Source organism: Pseudoduganella guangdongensis (genome assembly GCF_009857475.1).
In the GTDB taxonomy this organism is placed as follows: domain Bacteria; phylum Pseudomonadota; class Gammaproteobacteria; order Burkholderiales; family Burkholderiaceae_D; genus Rugamonas; species Rugamonas guangdongensis.
Map to the genome: position 1 here is coordinate 1 of NZ_WWCJ01000072.1, position 269 is coordinate 269.

Consider the following 269-nt stretch of genomic DNA (forward strand, 5'->3'; position numbering starts at 1 on the left):
GAGACCGTACCGCAAACCGACACAGGTGGGCGAGATGAGTATTCTAAGGCGCTTGAGAGAACTCGGGAGAAGGAACTCGGCAAATTGGTACCGTAACTTCGGGATAAGGTACGCCTCGGTAGCTTGATTGGTTTACTCCATGAGGGCGAAAAGGTTGCAATAAACTGGTGGCTGCGACTGTTTAATAAAAACACAGCACTCTGCAAACACGAAAGTGGACGTATAGGGTGTGACGCCTGCCCGGTGCTGGAAGATTAAATGATGGGGTG

General features: G+C 50.6%; 1 rRNA gene. It reads left to right on the forward strand.

Annotated elements, in window-relative coordinates:
- A 23S ribosomal RNA gene (locus GTP41_RS28195) occupies positions 1-269 on the forward strand; the annotation flags it as partial.